The organism is Haloferax sulfurifontis (assembly GCF_014635105.1).
Taxonomy (GTDB): domain Archaea; phylum Halobacteriota; class Halobacteria; order Halobacteriales; family Haloferacaceae; genus Haloferax; species Haloferax denitrificans.
Genome location: NZ_BMCI01000005.1, coordinates 86,082 through 107,624 on the forward strand (window position 1 = coordinate 86,082; position 21,543 = coordinate 107,624).

Sequence of the window (21,543 nt, forward strand, 5' to 3'; positions counted from 1 at the left end):
TACGACTATCGAACACCTCGTTCCGCTCCCGAGCACAAAGTGAGGCAGACAATCCACATAGCAACCACTTCATCGGTCATCGCCGTCAACGAGAGTATGCAAGCGAGACAGAAGCCGCCGGTCGGACGCGGGAGACGCTCGGGGCGTGGTGAACCGAAATGAAACCCGAAACCCGGACGCGAGGAGTCGATGACGACGAATCGGAAGCAACGGGAGAGGAACCCGCGGGAGCCGCACATCGATACCTCCCGTGGGCAGTCGCCGTCGGGTCGGTTATCCCGGTCGGCGCGCAGGTCGTGGCGCTCCCGCCGGACCCGGAGACGACGGCGCTCGACCTCGTCGGCGAAGGCGTCGTCGTCGCCGTTCTCTTCGCGTGTCTGTTCGTGGTCCGACGAGTGCGCGACCCGTCGGTATTCTACCCGCTGGCGGGCGGCGTCGCGGCCTCGTCCCTGTTCGCGCTGACCGACTTCCTCGACGAGTTCGTCGAACAGCCCGCCTGGTTCAGCTACCTGTTCGAAGACGGCGCGCAGGCGGTCGGCGCGGTCCTCCTCGCGTTCGGCCTCTATCGGTGGACCATCGCGCGCCAGCGACGAGAGACCGAACTCCACCAACAGCGCGAACAGCTCGCCGTCCTCAACCGCGTCCTCCGACACGACATCCGCAACGACACGCTGGTCATCCGCGGGTGGGCATCGGTCATGCGGAAGGAGGCGGGGTCGGCGGCCGACGACCGACTGGAGAACATCGTCGCCGCGAGCAACGGCATCATCGACCTCACCGAGAGCACGGCGCAGTTCACCGACGTGCTCACCTCGGACCGAGCCGCCGACCTCGAACCGAAGCCGCTGGCCGAGACCGTCGAGACCGAGCTTCAGAAGCTCCGGGCCGGGCACGACGTCGACGTGGTCGTCGTCGGTGACCTCCCCGAGGTGAACGTCCTCGCTCACAGCATGCTCTCTGCGGTCTTTCGAAACCTCCTCGTCACGGCCGTCGAGCGGGCGGACGCCGAGCGCCCGCGCGTTCGCCTGCACGCCGAACGCGGAGATAGCACGGTGACCGTCCGCATCTCCGACGACGGAACGTCGTTCCCCGAGGACGCCCTCCTCGACGCGGGCGAGACCGTCGCGGAACCGTCCGACTCCCGGACCGGCCTCTCGCTCGTCGCCGCGCTCGTCGAGCAGTTCGACGGGAGCATCGCGGTCGAGAGCGACCCCGACGGCGGTACGACCGTCGCAGTCACGCTCAGAACCGCCGCAGACGCGACGACGTCTCCCGCCGACCGAGTCAGCGACGACAAACCGGAACCCGCGGAGTCGCCTGCGGCGAGCGTCGACGGGGACGCTCGGGACGACTTCGCCGCCGTGCACTCGGACCGCGAATCGCCGGCCGGTCGAGGCTCGTCGGCCGGCCGCGGCGACGCCGCCAACTACTGACGCTCTGTCTCGGCTTCCCGGTTGCACCCTCTGTTCCCTACCTGCCTTCGTATTCTCACCCGGAACCGCTCTCCCCGCGCGTCAAGCATATGTGCACACCCCGAATAGCAGTCGGTAGTGAGCGACTCACACGACTCCCCGGGCGGGAAACGCGGCCCCGAGAGCAAGGTCAGCCGACTGCTCCGCGAGCGTGGCTTCGACGGCTTCGGCGCGGAACTCGAACGGCGCTGGACCGCCGAAGCGGACGCGCGGTCGAGCCTCCGCGACCTCGCCGACGCGTTCAACCGGCGACTCATCCGCGCGGCGCTCGCCGAGCGGAACGAGCGCGCCCTCGACGGCGAAGTCGAGAACCTGTACCGCGTGCTCACTGACGACGACGTTTCGAGCGGGGCGCGGACGAAAGCGGTTCACCGACTCGAACGCGCCGGCGTCGACGTCGAGCGACTGGAGGCCGACTTCGTCTCGCACCGCGCGATGCGAACCTATCTCACCTCGTACCGCGGCGTCACGCCGCTCTCAGAGACCGACCGCGACGACGGCAATCTCCGAGAGCGCCGCGCCGAAACCATCCGACGCCTACTGGGTCGCGTCGAGCGCATCACCGAGAAGTCGCTGTCCGACCTCGCGGCCGCCGACGAACTCGACGTCGACCCCGAGACCGCCGAACTGTACGTCGACGTTCGCGTCCACTGCCCGGACTGTAACGCTCAATACACCGTCGAAGCCCTCATCGACCGCGGCGGTTGTGACTGCGAGTAACGCCGCCTTGCGCTTCGCTCTCCACGATATCGAGCACCCCGAGACGGCTGGGCACCGAGCTCGAAACACCTCACCGCTCGCCGCGGTTCGAAACACGTTCCATTGCTATCTATGGAACGGGTTCTGCGTCGCCGCTGTCCGGCGGAGATACGAGGCAGACAGACCGGACGGCACGAAGACCGTTGCGGGCGAATCGACGACTGACTTCCCGAGACGGCTTAAATCGCGGTCTACAGACACCGATACGCGGGTTCGCATCCGAACAGAAAAAACACGTTCCAAAGATATCTATGGAACGAGTTTTGGGCCCGTCACCAACTGTTTTCACGGACCCCGGTGTGGTCACCGTATGGCCACGACGAACGGACCGGCCCGCCTGACCGTCACCGGAATCGGCGCGCTCGACGAGACCACCGTCGCGTTCGAGCGCGGCGTCACCGTCCTCACGGCAGGGGACGCCGCTGACCGAACGTCGCTCGTTCGGAGTCTCGCGACCGCGCTGGGAAGCGACGAGCACTCACTCGACCGCGACGCCGATATCGGCGACAGCCGGGTCGAACTCGTCGTCGGGGGCGACCGCTACACGCGGACGTTCGCGGGAGAAGACGACCGCCTCGTCGCGTCCGGCGACCCGTTCCTCGACGATTCGACGGGTGCCGACCGATTCGCCTTCCTCCTCGGCTCGAACGAGGCGCGACGGGCGGTCGCGGACGAACGAGACCTGCGGAAACTCGTCATGCACTCGGTCGACACCGACGCCGTCTACGAGGAACTCGCCGACCGCCGCGCCGAGCGTGCCGAATTGGACGACCGAATCGGGGCGCTAGCGGCGCTCGAATCAGAGCGACGGGAGCTCCGCGACCGCCGCGACGAACTCGACGCGGCTATCGAGCGACTCGAAGCGGAGTTAGCGGACCGGCAAGCGACCCTCGCCGGTATCGAATCGGCGGCGGTTGGAGCCGACACCGACGCCGAGGTGGCCCCCGGACCCGACGCCAACGGGTCCGATACAGAGGCGCGACAGGACCGGCGACGGGAGTTGACCGCGGCGCTCGACGACATCGAGTTCGAACTCGAAGCCGAGCGGGAGTCGCTGGACGCGCTCGACGCGGAAATCGACGACATCGAGTCAAAACTGGATTCGTACACCGACGACCCGACCGCCGAGCTCGACGACTTGACCGACGAACTCGCGGGCTCGCGCGCGAGAAAACGGCAGTTGGACGCCGACATCACGGACGTTCAGCGGACGCTACAGTTCAACGAACAATTTCTCACGTCGGAGACGTCGCCCGTCGCGGCCGCGAGCGAGGGCGAGAGCGACGACGAAAGTGACGGCGAGTCGGACGACGGCGACAGGGTCGTCTGCTGGACGTGCGGGACGTCGGTCCCCGAGGCGAGCATCGAATCGACGCTCGACCAGCTTCGGACGCTCCGCGACGACCGCCGCGAGGAGCGCGCCGAACTCGCGGGCCGCATCGAACGGCTCCAAGAACGCCGGTCGGAACTCGAAGGCCTGCGAGAGCGACGACGCGACCTCGAAACTCGACGCGAGGAGCGGCGCCGTGAGCGCGCCGACCGCCGTGCGCGCGTCGAAGACCTCGAAGCCCGACGCGACGATATCGAATCGGACATCGCCGACCTGAAGCGAGATGCCGAGTCTACGGAGACAGGCGATCGCGCCGCGCTTCTCGATGCCCACCGCGAGGTCAACCGCGTCGAGTTCGAGTTGGAGCGGCGACGCGAGGAACGCGACGCCGTCGTCGACGAGCTCGAAGCCCTCGAAGCAGAACTCGACCGACGGGCGGACCTCGAAGCGCGGCAGGACGAAATCGACGACCGAATCGACGAACTCCGAGACCGCATCGAACGGCTCGAACGCGCGACGGTCTCGGGGTTCAACGACCGCATAGCGGATGTTCTCGATGCCCTCGAACACGACCGGCTCGCCCGCGTCTGGGTCGAACGCCGGAGCGATGGGGACGCCCGAGGCGACGGGCGCCCAACCTCACGGTTCGTCCTCCACATCGAGCGGCGCACGGACGACGGGAAAATCTACGAGGACGTTATCGACCACCTCACGGAGTCAGAGCGCGAACTCGTCGGACTCGTGTTCGCCCTCGCCGGCCACTCCGTTCACGAAGTGTACGACGACGTCCCGTTTCTCGTCTTCGACTCGTTGGGAGCCATCGACGCCGACCACACTCGAACGCTCATCGACTACGCCCGTACCGCTGCCGACTACCTCGTGGTCGCACTCCCCGACACGGACGCGCCGACGCTTTCCGAGTCGTACCGACGAGTCCGAGTATCCGACTGACGGTCGGTCGCTGGTGCCATCGACAAGAGGCAGTCGCACAGACGGACCACTACGAGCTGTCTCCCACCCCGTGACACCGCTATCGGTGTAATGTAATGCTGTACTCGAACGGATGCTTCGAGAGCGCACACCAGCACACTGAGGGGTAGACCGGCGGACAGAAATGTGATTTCTGAACAATTCAACTGGTCGGCACTGTCTAGTCAAGCCAGTTTGAGGAACGAGCGGGTCGTTGAGTTAGTTGGTCGAAATGCTCGTAAAACCGCTCAGTGAGTGCTTTACGACGGATTTAGAAGAAACGTGGGAGCGTCTGCCGTCCAGCTCCACGCGACCGGCTGTTCACTCAGCGAGACGAAAATACTCTCCGGCTACCCGGCGTTAAACGTTCTCACCAAGCCGTTTGGCAATAGGTACTTCGACTGGCAGACAGCAGTCACAACCCGCCCGAGGCGAAGCCGAAGCGGGTTGCGGTCGACGAGACCGCTGTCAGAATCAATGGCGAATGGGCTTGATTGTACGGTGCAATAGACGTCGAGGCGAAGCCGATTCTTGACGTCGAACTGTTCCGACGACACGTGGCCGCCCCGACTGCGACGTGTCTCCATCGACTCTCGGAGAAACACGATCTCTCAGACGCCGTGTTTCTCCTTGACGACTACGGCTATCAGAATGCCCTCTATTGGTGGGAGTGAGCGGTCGGCTTGACTATGGTGAGCGAAACCTCATCGAAACGTGGTTTCACACCCTCAAATTGCGAGGCGACCGCTTCCACGATTCGTGGGTGGGCAGTCACGGAATCGTCCGTGAATGATTCATACAATTGCGCAATACTATACTTTTCAAAATCGCATCGGTCGCTCGATGGACGAACGCCGTCCGAGGAGGTCACTAGCTAGACAGCGCCTACAGTATCGAGACGTCTCTATCGCTACATGTTGAAATAGCAATCCTTGCTATCGACCAACGCGGCGTTTCGTTCCTCTCCGAGCGCTGTGTTGACCCGTGACTGAAGCGAAAATAGGATAACACGGCTAGCCGTGTCATGACTGTTAGCCGCTCTCGACCGCTCTCACGTCCGAAATCGACGGTTCAGACGTATCGGAAAACCGGCGAACGACTCGGCATCGGAGGCGTAGCCGCCCGTCGATTGACGGGCGGTTCGGAGCACAACTGCTTTGGACGGCGAACGTGACCTCCCAATATGCGAACTGGTGTCATCATCGCCGGGGGATACTCGACGCGGTTCGGCGACGAGGACAAGGCGGTCGCCTCGCTGGCGGGGACTCCTCTCGTTCGCCGCGTCGCCGACCGGATGTCCGGCGTCATCGACGTCCTCGTCGTCAACTGCCGACCGGAACAGACGGATGCACTCCGGGCCGCGCTCGACGGCTACGACCGCCCGATGACGATTGCGGAAGACACGGACCGCGACGAGGGGCCGATGGCTGGAATCATGACGGGCCTGCGGGCCGCGGAGACGGAGTACGCGTTCGTCGCCGCCTGCGACATGCCCTTTCTCGACCCCGCGCTCGTCGACCGACTGTTCGAGCGGGCGGGCGGCCGCGACGCCGCCGTGCCGCAGGTCGGTGACGGCTGGTTCCAACCGACCCACGCGGTGTACCGGGCCTCGGCGATGGCCGACGCTTGCGAGGCCGCGCTGGCCGAGGGAAGCCACAAAATCATCGACCCGTTGTTCACGCTCGACTACGTCGTCGTCGATGAAGACGAGGTGCGCGAGTACGCGAGCCTCGACACCTTCGAGAACATCAACACCCCCGAAGAACTTGCCCGTGCGGCGGAACGGTTGGGCTAACGCCCCACGACGGCCACGACGGGCTCTGAAGCCGTCAACCGCGTCAGGGCGACGCGCGGAACGTCGGACCGGGCGAGAACCTCCGACGCGATTTCGCGCGCGACCGCTTCGAGCGCGGAGTCGTCGACCTTGTTCAGCACGGGGACCACTGTCGCGCCGTCGGGGACGTCCGCGAGGCCGCCGCGCTCGCTCGTGAGCACCGTTGCGACGTCGGACGGGCGAATCGTGTCGCCGAGGTCGAGGCCGGTCAGCGCGGCGACCCGTTCCGGGCGGTGGACGCACGCTTCGGTGAGTGGCTCACCGACGGCGTGGACGCTGGCGATGGGAAGGACGGTGTCGGCGGTCGTCGGGAGCCGTGGTTCGCGGTCTCCCGGGGCCTTGAACTCGCGCATCCGTGCACCGTCGGCCTTCACCAGCACGGCGTCGGTGGCGTCCGATTCCCCGATGGCGTCGACTACGCCGGGGTCGTACCCGCGGTAACGGTCGTCGCGGTCGCGGTCGGGAACGACGCCCACCGGCCAGTCCGTCGCGCGTTCGAGCGCGGCGACCGGGCGCTCGGTCACGACCACGTCGTCGACGTGCTGGTCGAAGATGGGGATGCGGACCGTGGCCGTCACGACGGCGCGGTCGAGCCGACGCGCCAGCGCGTACAGCGTGGACTTCTTCCCGCCCGCGCCGACGACGCAGACCACGCCGCTTCGAGCGCGGAGCGCATCAGAGAGCTTCATATTCGTTCCACGGGGAGTACACAGTTCGTCGTCCAGCCGTTCGCGTGGTGTTCAATCATGGAGTGGGTCGAAATCATCGGTGAGGTCAGTGAGGTCGAGGCGGTCGATAGTCCGGGTCGTCGGCACGCCGTCTTCGTTCCAGCCGCGGCGGCGGTAGTACGCGTCGAGCATCGAGTCGAAGTCGTCGCGGTCGACGGCGGCACCGGCGCGCGGCCCCGTCTCGAGCGGCTCTTGGAGCGCGGCCGGGAGCGAATCGTCCTCGCGCGAGACGCCTTCGCGGACGTTGAACAGCCGCGTCAGGTTCCAAATCCGCTCGCCGATTATCGCGAGTCCTCCGGCGGGGTCGAGGCCGATCGATTCGAGCCACGCTCGCCCGAGGTCGTCGAGCGCGTCGCCGAAAAAGTCGTCGGCGATGAGGCTCCAGAGCATCGACCGCCGGTCCTGTTCGCGGATGACCTCCGACGCGGTCCGGTCGGCTCCCCAGTCTCCGTCGAACGCCTCGCGTTCGATGGGTCGCGCCCGCCGGTGGCACGCGCCCCGGTCGCTGGTCGCGTAGGCGAGTGCCATGCTCTGCGCGCCGCGCGGGTCGTAGGCCGGTAGCTCCATCGACTTCACCGTGGGGACGAGGTCCCGCCCGCCGAACCGCGTCGCCGCCGCCTCGACCCCGTCCGCGAGCGCGTCGCCGAGGGCTGACTCGCGCTCCGCAATCTCTCCTAAGAGGGCCCGCGCGCCGTCGGCGTCGCCGAACGACAGTGGACGGTCGAGGACGTCGGCGGCGTCGGCGTTGATGGTCCACGCGACTGCACTGCCGGCGCTGATGAGGTCCATCCCGAGCCGGTCGCAGGTCTGCCCCAACTCGGCGACGGCGTCGAAGTCCTGGATGTCGAGGCCGGCTCCGAGCGTCATCGCGGTGGCACCGCGTGGGACGTGGTCGCCGTCCTCCGTGGCGACGCGAAACCCACCCGGTTCCGTCGTGTCGGCGTGTTCGCGGTCGACAGCCCGGTCTTCGACCGTCGTGATGCCTAACTCGTCCGCCGCTTCGAACTGCCCGTCGCTCCAGCCTCGCGTCGAGAGCGCGCCGATTTCGTTCGCGAAATCGATAGTTTCGACGGTCCCGCTGGCCCGTAGCCACTGTCCGGTAGCGGTCTCTCGGTACTTCGTCGCGTAGGCCTCTCGCAGGTCGTCTAACCCGTCAGGTGGGTCTCCTTTCGCGATGATCGCCTTCAGCCGCTTCGAACCCATGACCGCTCCCGCACCCCCTCGACCCGCGTGGTGCTCGCCGCCGTCGGAGGCGACCGTGGCATATGCGACCTGCTGTTCGCCCGCGGGGCCGATACACGCGACCGACGCGTCGGGGAACGCTCGCGCCGTTTCGACCGTGTCGGCACCCCACGTCTCGGCAGGGGTAATCGTCGCGTCTCCGTCTTCGATAACGAGGTGAACAGGTTCGGACGCGACGCCCGTCACGAGCAGGCCCATGTGCGACCCGAGCGCGCCGGTCAGCGAGTCGGGGAACTCGCCGCCAGCATACGAGTCGAGGAAACACCCCGTCAGCGGGGATTTCGTGATGGCGGCGTATCTCGACTCCTCCGGGAGGTACCCCGAAAGCGGGCCGAGCATGAACAGAATCGCGTTCTCCTCGCCGAGCGGGTCGACGCCGGCGTCGAGTTCGTCGTAGAGATAGCGGGCACCCAACCCTTTCCCGCCGACGTATCGCCGTCGCCACTCGTCCGGAATCGGCCGACTCTCGACGGAGCCGGAAGACAGGTCGACCGCGAGGAGTCGTTCGGGGACGGAGGGTGCCATCTGGTCGTTCGTCAGTACCGGCGACCAAAAAAATGATGCCAATCGGTTCGACCGGACGGGCGAGTCCGCGAGCGCGACCGACGCGACCGTCGGTAACGCGATTGTGGCTCGGGCTTACGCGGGGGTCGGGGTGTCCGACGGGAACCGCCGCGAAACTCGACATATCACTAATAGAAAATGATGTGTTTTCGAACCGAGGTCCGCGGCGTGAGGGTTCGACACTCAGTCTGCGCGGGGTGGCCCAGCATTGATTACAGCTCCCCGCGAGACGTCGCACAGCATCGATATGTCCACAGCGGAAATACCGATTACGGTCGTTAGCGGTCCACTCGGCGCGGGTAAAACGACGTTGGTCAATCGACTCTTGGACGACCCCGGCGGAAGGGAGATAGCCGTCGTCGTCAACGACATGGGCGAACTGAACGTCGACGCGGAGTTAGTCGCCTCCGAGTCGGACGACGGGGTAATCGACCTCTCGAACGGCTGTATCTGCTGTCGGCTACAGGACGACCTCGTGACCGAGGTGACGCGGCTGGCGGAGACCCGTTCGTTCGACTATCTTCTCATCGAAGCCTCTGGCATCAGCGAACCGCTCCCGATTGCGCGAACGCTGACGGGGGAGTCGAACGAGGGTAATCTGCCGGAACAACTCCGGTTGGACACCACGGTCTCGGTCATCGACGCCTACGGGTTTTGGAAGGCGTTCGACCCGGCGGAATCGCTTCCGGACGCCGCCCCCGACCCGGAACGACCGCTGACGGACGTGCTCGTCGAGCAGGTCGAGTTCTGTGACGTGCTGTTGCTGAACAAGTGCGACATGGTCCCCGGCGATGCGCTGGACGCCGTCGAAGCCGAGATTCGGGAACTCCAGCCGCGCGCGAGCCTCCACCGGACGACCCACAGCGAGGTCGAGCCGAGCCAGGTCCTCGATACGGGGCGCTTCGATTTCGGGGCGGCGAAACGCCAGCAGGGCTGGAAACAGGCCCTCGCGAGCGACGGGGACGAGGCGGACGACGACCACGACCACGACCACGACCACGGTCACACCCACGACGAGGGCGTTTCGGCCGCGACGGCTCACGGTGTCGAGTCCTTCGTCTACCGTCGAGACCGCCCGTTCCACCCGCACCGACTCGACGCGTGGCTCGACGACTGGCGGGGGAACGTCGTCCGCGCGAAGGGGTTCGCGTGGGTCGCGAGTCGTCCCGAGACGGTGCTCGGTGTGAGTCAGGCGGGGCCGTCGGTGCAGGCCGGCCCCATCGGTCGGTGGGAAGACGACGACCCCGCGACGCGACTCGTATTCATCGGCCGCGACCTCGACGAGGCGGCCCTGTGCGGAGAACTCGACGACTGTCTGGCGACGACGGACGAGCGGGCGGCGGCGTATCCCGACGACCCGTTTCCCCGTGAATCCCCCTGATTAGGCCGCGCCGAAGTCGACTTCGTCTCGGAGTTCGTCCCACGATTCGTGGAAGCCGTAGGTCGACTCCGACTCACCGCCGACTACCGTCTGGTACGTCTCGTCGTACTCCAACAGCTGGGTCCAGCCGTCGTGGTACCGGTAGCTACAGTACTGGCACATAGACCGGAATAGCGGGGTGACCGTCAAAGGCGTATCGGTGAAAATCAGAGGGGGAAGCGACGGTTACCGTTAGGGTTCCAGCAGGACCTTCGTGACGCCCTCCTCGCGGTTGTCGAACTTCTCGTACATCTCGGGCGCGTCGTCGAGGCCGACGCGATGGGAGACGACCCAGCTCGGGTCGGCGCGGCCCTCGATTATCATGTCGCGGAGCTGTCGGTTGTACTCCTTGACGTTACACTGGCCGGTGCCGAGTGCCTGCCCTTTCTCGAAGAGCAGGCCGAAGTCGATGCCGAGGCGGCCCTGCGCGGCCATCTCGTCGGGAGCGCCGGGGTCGTCGGGGACGTAGAGACCGGGAATCCCGAGTTCGCCGGTCGGCCGGACCGTCCGAATGAGGTTGTTGATGACAACCGCCGGGTTCTCGCGGGCGGGGTCGTACGCACTGTCGGCCTGCTTGTCCGGGTCGATGGCCTGATAGCCGACCGCGTCGACGCCCTTGTCGACACCGCCGCCGTGAAGCTCTTTGATCTGTTCGACGGGGTCGCCCTCCTCGAAGTTGATGGGCGTGGCGTCACAGTGCTCCTCGGCGAGCGCGAGGCGACTGGGAACGCGGTCGACGACGTAAATCTCGGCCGCGCCCTTGAGTTTGGCGCTGTAGGCGGCCATCAGGCCGACCGGTCCGGCGCCGTAGATAGCGACGGAATCGCCCGCTTCGAGGTTGGCGAGCTCCGTGCCGTGCCAGCCCGTCGGGAAGATGTCCGCGAGGAGCGAGAACGAGTCCTCGTGTTCCCGACCGTCCGGCAGTTTGAGCGCGTTGAAATCGGCATACGGAATGCGGAGTTTTTCCGCCTGACCACCTTGATAGGGACCCATGGCGACGTAGCCGTACGCCCCACCGGCGAATCCGGGGTTGACGTTGGTACAGAAGCCGGTGTAGCCGTTCTCGCAGTTCTCACAGAAGCCGCAGGCGACGTTGAACGGCGCGACGACGCGGTCGCCGACTTCGAGGCCGCTGACGGCCTCGCCGACCTCCTCGACGATACCCATGTTCTCGTGGCCGAACACGATTCCGGGCTCCGCGGCCGTCCGACCCTCGTACATGTGCAGGTCGGACCCGCAGATGCAGGTCGTCGTGATGTCGATAACGACGTCGTTCGGGTGTTGAATCTGGGGCTCTTCGACTGCTTCGACCGCGACCTCTCGTTCGCCTTTGTAGACGACTGCGTTCATTGACATCGTTCTGACTCCGCTCGCTCTCTGCGAACGGATATCATATATAGCTCGGGTGCGAGTGAGCTTCGTGGATTTTGACACATTAATGATTTAAATAGTCCCAGCGCTCCGTTTTCAACCCATCAGTTAGATTATGGTCTGTGTTCGACCGGCGGTGTCGACGGCTACACCACCCACAGGCATCTGTGTCCGTGAGGGCGAGTAAGTACGGCGTGCAAGCCGAGAGAGGACCACAAATTAACTGCGTTCTTACATTTCGTGCGATGCGTCTCGTCCCGGACGTGGATTTATTACGGCCCGTTCGAAACGGCCGGCCATGAAGCGCACGATTAGTACTTCGGACGCACCGGCGGCTGTTGGCGCGTACAGTCAAGCGACGACGAACGGCGACCTCATCCTCACCGCGGGCCAACTTCCGCTCACGCCCGACGGGGAGCTACTCGACGACGCCTCTGTCGGCGACCAGACGACGCAGTGTCTCGAAAACGTGGCGGCGATTCTCGCCGCGGAAGGCGGGTCCCTCGACGACGTGCTCAAAACGACCGTCTTCCTCGACGATATCGACGATTTCGAGGAGTTCAACGAGGCGTACAGCGAGTTCTTCGACGAGGAGCCGCCGGCGCGTAGCGCGGTCGAGGTCGGGAACGTGCCGAAAGGAGCCGCGATAGAGATCGAAGCGATAGCGGCGACCGAATAGGGTCGGCGGTTCCGAGCGGACGCAACTGCGCCCGACCCGCGCGAGGGTTTTTGAGACGACACTCGCCGACGAGAACGCGCTTCCGAGCGCCCGGTGTCGTCGCTTGCGACTACTTCAACCGCATGTTCTCGGCTCGCTCCGCCGCGAGGTCGGTGATTTCGTCGACGTCGCTTTCGGAGCGGTCCGCGAGAACCCGAACCAGCATCCCGAGTTGGACGGCCGCCGTCTCGCGCAACTCCGATGCGCCCTCGGTGTCGTTGGCGAAGTAGTACTCGTGCCGACCGTCGTCGTGGACGAGTCCGGTGTACACGGACTGGACGTCGTCTTCGCGAGTCGCGTCGGCCGCCTTTGCTCGAACGTCGTCGAACCGTGGGTTCGTCATCATCACGGTAGACGACGCGTCGCCGCCTTAGCTCTTTGCTCCGCTCGCTGTCCGGTCGGGAACGGTCACTTTTCACCCACTCCGACGCGAGTGGGTGGGGTGATTTTTTTAACCCCGCCGTGTCTCTTCAGCAGTGAGAATGAATCGCACAGGAGACGAGGTCCGGTCGCCGACCGTCCGGGTCTCGGGTGCCGGGCGAACGGAGCACGGCGAGCGCGTCTTGAGCGCCGCACGCGCCGCCGCCGACTCCGTTCCGGTCCTCCGAACGGGACCCACCGGAATCAGCGAGTACGACCCGTTGGTTCTCGCGACCGAGGCGGGGCGGACCGCGTTCTTCCCGGCCCCGGAGACATCGAGGGTCCGAGATATCGTCGCCGACGTGGAAGCGGGAGCGTTACCGACGGACGGTGCCGCGGCGGTCGTCGAACACGACGCCGAGACGACGACCTTACCGGTCCCGTCGGGTGGACCGCTCGCAGTGGGTCAGCGACGCGCCCTCGGTCCTTGCGGGTGGGTCGTCCCGCTGGACCCGGCGGCGTGTCAGTTTCGCTCGCCCGACAGAGACGCGGGCGCTATCGCGGACGCCGGCCTCGTCGGTCGAGGCAGGGGCGACGCCAGCGCTGACGAACCGGTCGCCGACGCCTGGCGACTGGCGCGAGAGACTGACGGCGACCCAGTCGTCGTCGTGAACGCGAACGACGCGGACGACCGCCAGCGGGCGGACCGAACGCTCCTCGCCGGGTCGACGATGTCGGTGCTCGACGGGGTGGCGGCCGTCGCCGAGTACCTCGATACGACTGATGCGGTCATCCATGTCGCTGAAACCGACACCGAACTTCGAGCGCGTCTCCAGCAGGCCATTGACGCCGCCGCGGACGAACTCCCGGTCGTTCCGGTGGTCGTCGCAGGCCCGGACGAGTACCGCGCCGGCGCGCCGACGGCGGCGCTGGAAGCCATCGAGGGCGCGGACAGAATCGAACCGCGTCTCCAGCCACCGTCGCCGGCCGAGTACGGACTCTACGGTCGCCCGACGGTCATCCACACGCCGCGGACGTTCGCGCAGATACATCTCGCGCTTTCGGCCCCGGAGGAGTCCGACGCAGACGGCTCCGCCTCGGCGACGCGACTGCTGACTGTCACCGGCGACGTGGCCGCACCCGCGACGATAGAAATCGGCTCGGACGCCCGCCTCTCGACGGCTCGGGACGCCGTCGAACTGGAGGGCTCGTTCAAGATGGCCTGCGTCGGCGGGGTGTTCGGCGGCATCACTCGGACGTTGGACGTGACGTCGACCACAGCGGAACTGACCGCGGCCGGCCTCGGAACCGAAGGCGTCGTCGAACTGTTGAACGACGAGCGGTGTGCGGTCGCCACTGCCGGAGAGCGAGCGCGCTTTGCGTCGGAAGCCAACAGCGGGCGGTGCGTGCCGGGACGGGAGGGAACCGTCCAACTCACCGAACTGGTGCGAGCGGTCTACCGTGGCTCGCTCGACCGGGAGAAGATACGCGAACTCGGTCGGGTCATGGCCCGGTCGAGCAACTGTCGAATCGGGGCCCGTGCCCCGCGCCCGGTGCTGACTGCGATGGACGAGTTCGAATCGAGTTTCGAAGCACACGCGAACGGCCGCTGTCCGAGCGGCGCCTGCGCTGACAAACTATGAGCACTGACGACCCACTTCCGGGCGTTCCGGAGATAGACGACCCACAGCACGAGACGTCGGTCACGGCTGAGTTCGAGACCGGGACCGCGAACGACCCGCCCGTCGGAACCGATGGCGAGCGCCCGACGACGGTCACCGTCAACGGGACTCCGGTCACCGTCCCGCCGGGGTCGACCGTCATCGACGCCATGCAAGCCGTCGACGACGAGGTCGTGAGCGTGGACCCCGGTGCCGACAGCCTCGACGAGGACGCCGACGTTCCGGCGCTCTGCTACTACGACCGCGAGGGCGACGCGAGCGACGAAATCGGCCCTCGGAGCGAGTGTCGGACCTGCATGGTCGAGACGGACGAACACGGGGTCGTCCCCTCCTGTTCGTTCCCGGCGACGGACGGTCTGACGGTCGAGACCGACACGGCGACCGCCGAGGAGTGCCGGAGCGTCAACCTCGACCTCGTCCTCTCCAACCACAACCTGCGGTGTACGACCTGTAACGGAAACGGTCGGTGTGAGCTACAGGAGACGGCCATCAGCGAGGGGGTCGACCACCCGCGCTACGGCGTCTTCGACGAGCGAAGCGAGTACGAGCCTCTCGACGACAGCTCCTCGTTCATCCAAATCGACCGCAACAAGTGCATCCTCTGTAACCGGTGCGTCGAGGGCTGTAACGACGTTCAGGTCGAAGGAGTCCTCCGTATCGAGGGCTCCGGCGAGGACACCCGTATCGGCTTCCAGTCCGACGCTGAGACGATGGCCGACTCCGACTGCGTCTCCTGCGGGCACTGTGCCACGGTCTGTCCGACCGGTGCCTTGACCGAGAAGGACATCGGTGGCGCGGGGACCCTCCCGCTCCCGGGATTCACACAGCGGAACTCCGTCGGGCGGGTCATCGAACACGAGGAGGTGGAGACCCTCGACGACACGACGGCGCCGAACCGCTCGCCCGCTCCCGGTGGCGCGAGGGGTGCTGGGGGCGAAGCCAGCGCCAGCGGGGAGAAACAACACGGCGTCGCCCGATACATGGCCCAGAGCAAGCGCCGAGCGTCCGACCTCCTCGGGGAGTACGGTCGGAAGGCCATGCTCGCGGGCGAACACACCGCCGAGAACCTCGCGGCCCGAACGTTGCCGGAGGGCCGGCTGTTCCAGGTCGCGTCGCTCGTCAGCGACTACCGACTGGGCAACCTCGACAAAGCGGAGACGACCTGCGGATTCTGCGCGGTCGGCTGTCGGTTCGAGATGTGGGGGAAAGACGGGAAGGCCCTCGGCGTCCAACCCGTCGAGGACCCGGACAACGCACCGGCCAACAACTTCTCGACGTGCGTGAAAGGGAAGTTCGGACACGAGTTCGCCAACAGCGAAAACCGGCTCACGAGACCGCTGATTCGAAACGAGGACGGCGAGTTCGAGGCGGCGTCGTGGGACGAGGCGCTCGACTACGTCGCCGACGGACTCCACGGGATTCAGGACGAACACGGCGTCGACGCGGTCAGTTGCCTCGCGTCGTCGAAGGGGAGCAACGAGGAGGCGTACCTCGTCCAGAAGTTCGCGCGGCAGGTGCTCGGCACGAAGAACATCGACAACTGCGCCCGGCTCTGTCACTCGTCGACGGTGGCGGCGCTCCAACAGACGCTCGGGTACGGCGCGATGACGAATCGCATCAACGAGGACATCGGCGAGGCCGACGCCTACCTCATAAGCGGGTCGAACACGACCGAATCGCATCCGGTGCTGGCGACTCGCATCAAGCAGAACGTCCGCGACGGGGCCGACCTCGTGGTGTTCGACCCCCGGAAGATCGGCATCGCCGAGCACGCCGATCAGTACACGAGGACGACGCCCGGCTACGACGTGGCGTGGCTCAACGGGCTCATCCGATACCTCATCGAACACGACCTGCACGACGAGACGTTCATCGAACGGAATACGAAAGGGTTCGAGGAGGTCAAGCGGAAGGTCCAGGCGTTCACACCCGAGAAAGTCGAGGAACTGGCCGGCGTCTCGCCCGACGAGCTGAAGTCGGCCGCCGAGACGCTCGCCGACGCCGAGAACGTCGTCTTCGGCTGGGCGATGGGGATGACCCAATCCAGCCACGGGACGGAAAACCTCCTCGCGATGGCCGACCTCGCGCTCACGCTCGGGCAGGTCGGGAAACCGGGTGCCGGACTCTCTCCCTTCCGGGGCCAGAACAACGTGCAGGGCGGCGGCGGCGACATGGGAACCCTGCCCGGGAGCCTGCCCGGGTATCAGGACCCGGCCGACGACGAGGTCGGCGAGAAGTTCGCCGAGGTGTGGGGCGAACGTCCGCCGGCAGAACCCGGACTCAAAGTCCCGGAGATGCTCAGCGAGGCCCACGAAGGCAATCTCCGCGGAATGTACATCGTCGGGGAGAACCCCGCGCTCTCGGAACCCGATATCCAACACGCCGGTGAGGCGCTCGATAGCCTGGACTTCCTCGTCGTACAGGACATCTTCATGACGGAGACCGCGGAGTACGCCGACGTGATTCTGCCGGCGGCGACCTCGCCGGAGAAACACGGCACGTTCACCAACACCGAGCGTCGCGTCCAGCGGGTTCGAGCGTCCGCGAAACCGCCCGGAAAGGCGCGTCAAGACTGGGAGATAACCCAGGAACTGGCGGCCAGACTCGGTTACGACTGGGGCTACGACCACCCGCGGGAAGTGATGGACGAGATTAGCGACCTGACGCCCATCTACGGCGGCGTCAGCTACGACCGCCTCGAATCGGGCGACGAACACGGACTCCAGTGGCCGTGCTGGGACGACGACCACCCCGGCACGCCGTACCTCTACGACTACGACGAGGGGAACTTCAACTTCGACGACGGGCTGGCCCGCTTCGTGCCGGCGGACGGCGGCCATCCCGGTGAACTACCGGACGAGGAGTATCCCTTCACACTCACGTCCGGTCGGGTCCTCTACCACTGGCACACCGGACAGATCACCCGACGCGTCGAGGGTCTCATGAGCCACGTCGGCGAGAGCTTCGTCGAAATCAATCCGACGACCGCCGCGGAACTCGGCGTTTCGGACGGCGAGTACGTCAGGGTCGAGTCCCGCCGTGGTGACATCGTCGTCAAAGCCGTGGTGACCGACCGCGTCGGCGATGGAACGCTGTTCATCCCGATGCACTTCGCGGCCGGCGCGGTCAACAAACTCACGCAGGAGACCTTCGACCCGCAGGCCGGCATTCCGGAGTACAAAGTGTCGAGCGTGCGCGTCGAACCGCTCGGACCGGACGCCGACCCGGACGTGCTTCGGACCCCGGACGCGGGCGCTGGGAGCGCCCCACGCGGCGACGACTGATTGCCGCGAGCGTTTCGCCGCTTGGTGCGTCTTCAAATCGGTGCGTGAACGGGTGCGACCGACTCCCGCGAACGACGACTCGTTCTTCACGAGAGCACGGCGCGTACGGTTGTCCTCGACTGCCGAGTCAGGTGCTTCTCATTACCTGTTCGAAGTTGTGTCAACACACGTATTTGATGGACAGGTCACGATGGAGAAGTCGAATCGTCGGGGGTTCTCGACTCTCAACGTCGCTCATTGCCCGTCCAACCCCTGATTGTATCAGTTATCTCCGTGCAACAGACTGCTGGCTTCGACCCCGTGGGTGTCGAGGTCGACGTGCCTGCTGTCCAAGCTATCGACCACCCGTTTTGAGAGAATAACGCAAGACAATTCGGTATGACTGCACCCCTCGCCGCCACACGGTCCGGGGGCTCCAGAACTGTCCTCGTCGCTCGGTTCACCGCAGGGGTATTCGAAATGAGAGAAGTATAGGCCGTGAAACAGATGAATGTGCGGTTCTCATACGGGGTGAATCACCATCGACAACGGGTTTCGGCCACCCGAGAGAAGTCGAATGAGTCCGCAATCCGCGGGTCGTCGCACCCAAATGGCCGGAGGAGTATTGTGTAGCAGAAGCTATTCAAATGTACTTACCGAACGGGATACCGCTCGATGGACGAACACAACTGCCTTGTGCTAATTAGGGTATGACAGAGAGGAGTACATATATTTATTTTGTCATTTGTGGCGAGTGACTCGAAGCGCCGGACGTACCCGCTCGACGGTTAAGACTAACAATTGAGTCGGGTTGACCGCCGACGACGAGCGAAATCGCGTTTATCCGGCCCGTAGCCTGTCGCGTCGAACGTGTCGCGTCGACGCGACTCGTAGCCGGAGCGCCGTTCGCCCGGACCGACGCGCGTCGTGACTACTCTTCGATAGCGGAGACGAGCGTGCCGTCGGCGTCGAATTCGAGGCGTCGACGGTCGCCAATTTCGACGTCGTCGCGTCCCGCTAGCTCATCGAGGACGGGTTCAGAAGCCAGCATCGTCCCGGGTTCGAGAGTGTTAGTGATGCGGCCGATACGCATCTCACTCAGGTCGGGAACGCCGGTCATCGAAGCCGCGAGGATAAACGCCGTTGCATCGCAGGGGACGACGAACGGAATCTTCGAGCGTTCGGGCTCGCCGCTCGTGGTGATGTTGACGTACATGTCCTCGAAATCGACGGCTTCGACGAGGGATTGGTTGACGTAGTCTGCGAGGCCGATGCCGATTGCGTTACCGTGTGACTCCGGTGTGACCGACCGAACGTAGATTCGCGTTATCTCCGGCGAGTTCACTTCGGGCTGGTTGTGGAACCAGACCCGGCCGACGACGTTCGTGTCCATCCCCGTCCCGCTGATGTTCTTCCCCAGTTCGTCGACCATCAGGAAGTCCAACTGGTCGACGGGGAGCGAAGGGAACAGCTCTTTCGACCGTTCGAGCAGTTCCGACTCGCGTTCGGGGAGTTCCTCTGCGGGGACGCCTTCGATGAAGGCGGCGCGCTCGTGGTCGTTCTCTGCGATGGCGATGCCGCCGACGATATCGGTTTCATCGAGCAGTATCTCCGCGCGTTCGGGGATGACCTCGTCGAACCCGCGAGCGATTGCGGCGTTGTGCATGTTCTCGGCACCGCGGTGTTTCCCGAGTCCGACGACGGCCATCTTACAGAGCCCAGACTCGATTGGACCGCGGTAGTCGGTGTGGAGTTTCACGCGGTTCGCGAGGAGGACGGCGTCGGCTTCGAGCGCGTCTTTCGCCGCGAATATCGGCTCGCCGTTCGGGTCTTCGGCGACTCGCTCGACGGCCATCGACGAGCGGACCTCACAGCCCATCGACGCCTCGGTGATGCCGAGTGAGGCCAACGTCTGAATCTGACCCTCCGCGGTCGCGCCGCCGTGACTTCCCATCGCGGGCATGATAAACGGGTCGAAGTTCCGGGTTTGGAGTTCCTCGACAACCGCCGCGAGGACGGCCGGCATGTCGTGAATCCCGCGACTTCCCGCCGTAATCGCCACCGACGATCCCGATGGAAGCGTCTCGAACGCCGGTACGTCGTCGACTGCCTCGACGGCGCTCGCTCGGACGTCGTCTACCTCCGGCGGGTCCGAAACCGAGCGGACGGTCGCGAAGGCTGGAAGGTCGTCGAGCGTGGCGTCGTTCACCGCTTCGAGTCGCTCTCGGCTGGGGAGGTCGAGTGTCACCATCTGTGCCTGAGTCCCGTGTTCACTTTTCGTCCATGACCGCGACGACGGGGACGTCCGCGCTCAGGAGGACCGACTGGGTCGTACTGCCGAACAGCGCCTTCCCCACCGCCGTTCGCTTTCGCCCGCCGATGACGAGATACGACGCGTCGAGTCGCTCCGTCTCGCCCAGCAGTTCGTCGACGACTTCACCGACGAGGCCGCGCGTCTCGACGTGTCCCGGCCGGTCAGTCGTCGCTTTGACGACGGACCGAGCCACCGATTCGGCATCTTTCTGGCCGTCCTCGACCGTATACCCCGCTTGGTGGACGTCGTCTCGCTCTTCGAACTCTTTCTGGTTGAGGACGTTGACGACGACGAGTTGGTCGTCGTACGCGTTCGCGAGGTCTTCGCCAATCGTCACGACGCGGTCCGGTTTCTGCTCGCCATCGACTGCTGCCAGTATCGTCATCGTGTGCCATGTATTCTCATGTGTACATAAATCTTGACGCCTCGCGCCGAGTCGTGAGAACATATAACTGCCACCGGCGGGAGTACGAGACGATGACAGACGGAGCACGACGGTTCGATGGTGTACACTGCCCGCTCGTCACGCCGTTCGACGGGGGTACGGTCGACCACGAAGCGCTCGGAGCGCTCGTCGACCACGTCGTCGATGGCGGCGTCGACGGACTCGTCCCGTGCGGGACGACAGGCGAGTTCGCGAGTCTCGACGACGCCGAGTCCCGGGCGGTCCTCGAAACCACGGTCGAACGGGCCGCCGGCAGGCCTGTGATGGCGGGCACCGCGGCGACGAGCGTCGCGGCGACCGTCGACCGAATCGACGTCGCGGCCGAGGTCGGCGCAGACGCCGCGCTCATCACGCTCCCGTATTTCCACGGGTCGAACGACCCCTCCGGTGACGTCGCGTTCGTCGAGTCGGTCGCCGACGAGAGCGCACTCCCGCTGTACCTCTACAACATCCCCGCCTGTGTCGGCCGGTCGCTCGGCGCGGACGCCGTCGTCGACCTCGCCGAGCACGGCGCTATCCGCGGTCTGAAGGATTCGAGCGGCGATTTGAACTACTTCTCGGAGCTCCTTCGACGGACTCCCGACGCGTTCCAACTGTTCGAGGGGTTCGACAGCCACCTCGTCCCGGGGCTCGTGCTGGGCGCGACCGGGGGCGTCAACGCGCTCTCGAACGTCGTCCCCGAAGCGTTCGTCGCCGCCGCGACCGCGGCCGACCGCGGCGACGTCGCCGAGGCGCGCCGAATCCACGAGCGACACATCGCACCGCTGTTCCAACAGTGCGTCGAACACGGCTTCGCGCCGGCGACGAAGGCGGCGCTCCGTGCCCGCGGCGTCCTCGAAACGGCCGAGGTCAGACCCCCGCTCGTCGACCTCGACAAGACTGCCCGCGACGAGATTTCGTCGCTCGTCGAGACGAGCGTCGCCGCGTATCGCTGACGGCGTTCGCACCCTCACATTCTCCGGTCACCGTGGGCTCGACAGCGACTCGGAGGCGATGCGAAATCCGTCCGAGGAGCTACGCGACAGCGTCGCAGACCAAGGGGAGAGTGTCGGGGCGACCGAACGGCGGGCGC

General features: G+C 65.6%; 16 protein-coding genes and 1 pseudogene. 10 read left to right on the plus strand and 7 right to left on the minus strand.

Features of this window, described 5'->3' with window-relative positions; all coding sequences use genetic code 11:
* Positions 1-158 precede the first annotated feature (158 nt).
* The 5 genes and pseudogenes from IEV64_RS14025 (at position 159) to IEV64_RS14045 (ending at position 6,325) form a co-directional block, all read left to right on the plus strand.
* On the plus strand, positions 159-1,433 hold the full coding sequence (locus IEV64_RS14025; RefSeq protein ID WP_188424157.1) for a sensor histidine kinase: 1,275 nt from the start codon (positions 159-161) through the stop codon (positions 1,431-1,433).
* 117 nt (positions 1,434-1,550) lie between these two features.
* Positions 1,551-2,192 (plus strand): rod-determining factor RdfA, encoded by a 642-nt coding sequence (gene rdfA, locus IEV64_RS14030; protein ID WP_188424158.1) that lies wholly within the window; start codon positions 1,551-1,553, stop codon positions 2,190-2,192.
* Between the two features lie 349 nt (positions 2,193-2,541).
* Positions 2,542-4,512: an archaea-specific SMC-related protein gene (locus tag IEV64_RS14035; protein ID WP_188424159.1), complete on the plus strand. Its 1,971-nt coding sequence runs from the start codon at positions 2,542-2,544 to the stop codon at positions 4,510-4,512.
* A gap of 250 nt (positions 4,513-4,762) precedes the next feature.
* Positions 4,763-5,408, plus strand: a pseudogene (locus IEV64_RS14040) (IS6 family transposase).
* A 305-nt stretch (positions 5,409-5,713) separates the two neighbouring features.
* The gene (locus IEV64_RS14045) at positions 5,714-6,325 is read left to right on the plus strand and encodes a molybdenum cofactor guanylyltransferase (RefSeq protein WP_188424160.1); all 612 of its coding nucleotides are present in this window, start codon (positions 5,714-5,716) and stop codon (positions 6,323-6,325) included.
* Here IEV64_RS14045 and yqeC read toward each other — a convergent pair.
* Positions 6,322-7,053, minus strand: a complete 732-nt coding sequence (gene yqeC / locus IEV64_RS14050; RefSeq protein WP_188424161.1) for a selenium cofactor biosynthesis protein YqeC — start codon at positions 7,051-7,053, stop codon at positions 6,322-6,324. The two genes, IEV64_RS14045 and yqeC, sit on opposite strands and share 4 nt — an antisense overlap.
* Before the next feature lie 51 nt (positions 7,054-7,104).
* Positions 7,105-8,859 (minus strand): aldehyde ferredoxin oxidoreductase family protein, encoded by a 1,755-nt coding sequence (locus IEV64_RS14055; RefSeq protein ID WP_188424162.1) that lies wholly within the window; start codon positions 8,857-8,859, stop codon positions 7,105-7,107.
* A 286-nt stretch (positions 8,860-9,145) separates the two neighbouring features.
* On the opposite strand from IEV64_RS14055, the gene IEV64_RS14060 reads away from it, so the two are divergent.
* Complete coding sequence (locus IEV64_RS14060) at positions 9,146-10,279, plus strand: CobW family GTP-binding protein (protein ID WP_188424163.1); 1,134 nt, start codon at positions 9,146-9,148, stop codon at positions 10,277-10,279.
* Here the strand turns inward: IEV64_RS14060 and IEV64_RS14065 are convergent, their stop codons facing one another.
* Both IEV64_RS14065 and IEV64_RS14070 read right to left on the minus strand, forming a co-directional pair.
* A complete protein-coding gene (locus IEV64_RS14065; protein WP_007274320.1) occupies positions 10,280-10,441 on the minus strand; it encodes a hypothetical protein in 162 nt (53 codons plus the stop codon).
* Positions 10,442-10,510: 69 nt separating this feature from the next.
* Entirely contained in the window at positions 10,511-11,668 is a 1,158-nt protein-coding gene (locus tag IEV64_RS14070; protein WP_188424329.1) for a glutathione-independent formaldehyde dehydrogenase, read from the minus strand.
* A 319-nt stretch (positions 11,669-11,987) separates the two neighbouring features.
* Here IEV64_RS14070 and IEV64_RS14075 point away from each other — a divergent pair, with 319 nt between their 5' ends.
* Complete coding sequence (locus IEV64_RS14075) at positions 11,988-12,368, plus strand: Rid family detoxifying hydrolase (protein ID WP_188424164.1); 381 nt, start codon at positions 11,988-11,990, stop codon at positions 12,366-12,368.
* Positions 12,369-12,477: 109 nt separating this feature from the next.
* Here the strand turns inward: IEV64_RS14075 and IEV64_RS14080 are convergent, their stop codons facing one another.
* Entirely contained in the window at positions 12,478-12,753 is a 276-nt protein-coding gene (locus IEV64_RS14080; RefSeq protein ID WP_188424165.1) for a DUF8113 family protein, read from the minus strand.
* A 136-nt stretch (positions 12,754-12,889) separates the two neighbouring features.
* Between IEV64_RS14080 and IEV64_RS14085 the strand changes: the two genes are divergently transcribed.
* On the plus strand, positions 12,890-14,410 hold the full coding sequence (locus IEV64_RS14085; RefSeq protein ID WP_229722643.1) for an NADH-ubiquinone oxidoreductase-F iron-sulfur binding region domain-containing protein: 1,521 nt from the start codon (positions 12,890-12,892) through the stop codon (positions 14,408-14,410).
* Positions 14,407-17,733: a formate dehydrogenase subunit alpha gene (fdhF, locus tag IEV64_RS14090; protein WP_188424166.1), complete on the plus strand. Its 3,327-nt coding sequence runs from the start codon at positions 14,407-14,409 to the stop codon at positions 17,731-17,733. The genes IEV64_RS14085 and fdhF overlap by 4 nt, the downstream gene beginning before the upstream one ends.
* A 910-nt stretch (positions 17,734-18,643) precedes the next feature.
* On the opposite strand, the gene IEV64_RS14095 is transcribed toward fdhF, so the two are convergent.
* Positions 18,644-19,963 (minus strand): nickel pincer cofactor-dependent isomerase, group 22, encoded by a 1,320-nt coding sequence (locus tag IEV64_RS14095; protein ID WP_188424167.1) that lies wholly within the window; start codon positions 19,961-19,963, stop codon positions 18,644-18,646.
* Between the two features lie 19 nt (positions 19,964-19,982).
* On the minus strand, positions 19,983-20,411 hold the full coding sequence (locus tag IEV64_RS14100) for a universal stress protein (RefSeq protein ID WP_004968630.1): 429 nt from the start codon (positions 20,409-20,411) through the stop codon (positions 19,983-19,985).
* A gap of 92 nt (positions 20,412-20,503) precedes the next feature.
* Between IEV64_RS14100 and IEV64_RS14105 the strand changes: the two genes are divergently transcribed.
* Entirely contained in the window at positions 20,504-21,406 is a 903-nt protein-coding gene (locus IEV64_RS14105) for a dihydrodipicolinate synthase family protein (RefSeq protein ID WP_188424168.1), read from the plus strand.
* The last annotated feature ends 137 nt before the right edge of the window (positions 21,407-21,543 follow it).

What these genes read in the sequence shown, in the direction of transcription:
- IEV64_RS14095 (WP_188424167.1), bottom strand. Translation starts at nt 19,963, where the DNA reads ATGGTGACACTCGACCTCCCCAGCCGAGAGCGACTCGAAGCGGTGAAC.
- IEV64_RS14035 (WP_188424159.1), top strand. Translation starts at nt 2,542, where the DNA reads ATGGCCACGACGAACGGACCGGCCCGCCTGACCGTCACCGGAATCGGC.
- IEV64_RS14100 (WP_004968630.1), bottom strand. Translation starts at nt 20,411, where the DNA reads ATGACGATACTGGCAGCAGTCGATGGCGAGCAGAAACCGGACCGCGTC.
- IEV64_RS14070 (WP_188424329.1), bottom strand. Translation starts at nt 11,668, where the DNA reads ATGAACGCAGTCGTCTACAAAGGCGAACGAGAGGTCGCGGTCGAAGCA.
- IEV64_RS14075 (WP_188424164.1), top strand. Translation starts at nt 11,988, where the DNA reads ATGAAGCGCACGATTAGTACTTCGGACGCACCGGCGGCTGTTGGCGCG.
- fdhF (WP_188424166.1), top strand. Translation starts at nt 14,407, where the DNA reads ATGAGCACTGACGACCCACTTCCGGGCGTTCCGGAGATAGACGACCCA.
- IEV64_RS14055 (WP_188424162.1), bottom strand. Translation starts at nt 8,859, where the DNA reads ATGGCACCCTCCGTCCCCGAACGACTCCTCGCGGTCGACCTGTCTTCC.
- IEV64_RS14065 (WP_007274320.1), bottom strand. Translation starts at nt 10,441, where the DNA reads ATGTGCCAGTACTGTAGCTACCGGTACCACGACGGCTGGACCCAGCTG.
- IEV64_RS14080 (WP_188424165.1), bottom strand. Translation starts at nt 12,753, where the DNA reads ATGATGACGAACCCACGGTTCGACGACGTTCGAGCAAAGGCGGCCGAC.
- IEV64_RS14085 (WP_229722643.1), top strand. Translation starts at nt 12,890, where the DNA reads ATGAATCGCACAGGAGACGAGGTCCGGTCGCCGACCGTCCGGGTCTCG.
- IEV64_RS14025 (WP_188424157.1), top strand. Translation starts at nt 159, where the DNA reads ATGAAACCCGAAACCCGGACGCGAGGAGTCGATGACGACGAATCGGAA.
- IEV64_RS14045 (WP_188424160.1), top strand. Translation starts at nt 5,714, where the DNA reads ATGCGAACTGGTGTCATCATCGCCGGGGGATACTCGACGCGGTTCGGC.
- IEV64_RS14060 (WP_188424163.1), top strand. Translation starts at nt 9,146, where the DNA reads ATGTCCACAGCGGAAATACCGATTACGGTCGTTAGCGGTCCACTCGGC.
- yqeC (WP_188424161.1), bottom strand. Translation starts at nt 7,053, where the DNA reads ATGAAGCTCTCTGATGCGCTCCGCGCTCGAAGCGGCGTGGTCTGCGTC.
- IEV64_RS14105 (WP_188424168.1), top strand. Translation starts at nt 20,504, where the DNA reads ATGACAGACGGAGCACGACGGTTCGATGGTGTACACTGCCCGCTCGTC.